The following is a 1,445-nucleotide window of genomic DNA, read 5'->3' as shown; positions in this document are numbered from 1 at the left end:
CGCCTCCGCGGGGTGCGGCTCCGTCCGTCCCGCCGCCCGCCGTCCCGCCGCCCGGGTACGAACCGCAGCCGGGTTACGGGCCGCCGCCCGGGTACGGACCGGCCGCCGCGTCCCCGCCCGCCCTGGGCAGTTGGGGCGCCGGGCAGTCGTACGACAAGCCGTCGACCTTCCAGCGCCTGCTGACCGCGGCGCACTGGCGTCCGGCGGTCAAGGCGGCCGTCGCGCCGACCCTCGTCCTGCTGGCCGCCGCGCTGATCGCGGCGATCCCGAGCGACTACCGGTACGAGTACCGGTTCCAGTCGGCCGGCTTCGGCGAGCGCTTCGGCTCGACGCTGTCGATGGCCCTGAACGCGCTCGGCGCACCGTTCCGGCTCGGGTACCAGAGCCCGCTGAGCCAGGGCCGGACCGACCGGCTGGAGATCGCCCTCCGGGTGCTGCCGATGACCGTCACCGTGCTCTGGTGCCTGGCGCTCTGGCTCGGCCTGCGGGCCGGGCTGCGCCGGCGCAAGGCGGTGGCGGGCCAGCTCACCCGCGGTCAGGCCGCCGGCGAGGCGATCCGCACCGCCCTGGTCCTCGCGGCGGTGAGCGGGTTGCTCGGGCTGGTCGGCAGTACGGACTGGCACCCCGCGGGCAGCACCGTGAAACCCGACTACTTCGGCTCCGGCGGCCAGAAGCCCGGCCGGCCGCTGATCACCGCGGACTCCGGCTGGCTGGAGGCGGTCGCCTGGACCGCAGCGGTGGCCGCTCTGCTGACCTTCGTCGTCTACGGCACCGACGCGCTGCGCTGGGCCGCCTGGCGCAGCCGCGCGGTGCGCGGCTGGGCGGTGTCCGCGCTGGCCGCCGGGCAGGCGCTGGCGATCTCGGTGGGGCTGTCCTCGGTGACGGCCTTCGTGCTGGTCGCCGCCAACAGCGAGAGCGGTGCGCAGACCGGGATCTCGCTGGCCTTCCTGCCCAACCTCGGCCTCAACCTGCTCGGCTTCGGCTCGGGCGCGACGTTCCGGACGCACTCCGGCCTGTCCGGCAGCGGCGACTCCCGCAGTGACGGCTCCTGGGGCGACCGCAGCGCCGAGGCCGACTTCTCCTTCTTCGACCTGCACGACCTGCACGACCTGACCGGCGACTGGCGCTGGGCCGGTCTGCTCGCGCTCGCCTCGGCGGTCCTGCTGGGCTGGACGGCGTTCCGGCGCGGGCTGGACGCGGCCGACCGGCTGCGCCTGGCGGCCGTGCACGCCGGGGCGCTCACCCTGCTGATGACCGTCTCCGGCGCGCTGCTGACGCGGACCATGTTCACCTCGGGCTGGGTCGGCTCGGGGCGGATGGAGTTCTCCGAGGAGGAGTCGGTCGGGCTGGTGTTCCTGAGCGTGCTGGTGGCCAACGCGGTCTGGGCGCTGGCCGGCGCGCTGCTGGTGCCGCCGCTGCTGGCGGCCGTCCGCGGCCGGGGCGCG

Annotated in this window: 1 pseudogene; it reads left to right on the top strand. The window is 75.9% G+C overall.

The features are described from left to right. Nucleotides 1-1,445, top strand: a pseudogene (locus KS423_RS45435) (hypothetical protein); the annotation flags it as partial.

Source organism: Streptomyces sp. LS1784, assembly GCF_020103755.1.
In the GTDB taxonomy this organism is placed as follows: domain Bacteria; phylum Actinomycetota; class Actinomycetes; order Streptomycetales; family Streptomycetaceae; genus Kitasatospora.
Note: the sequence above shows the minus strand (reverse complement) of the source record. Positions and strands in the feature narration are given on the sequence as shown.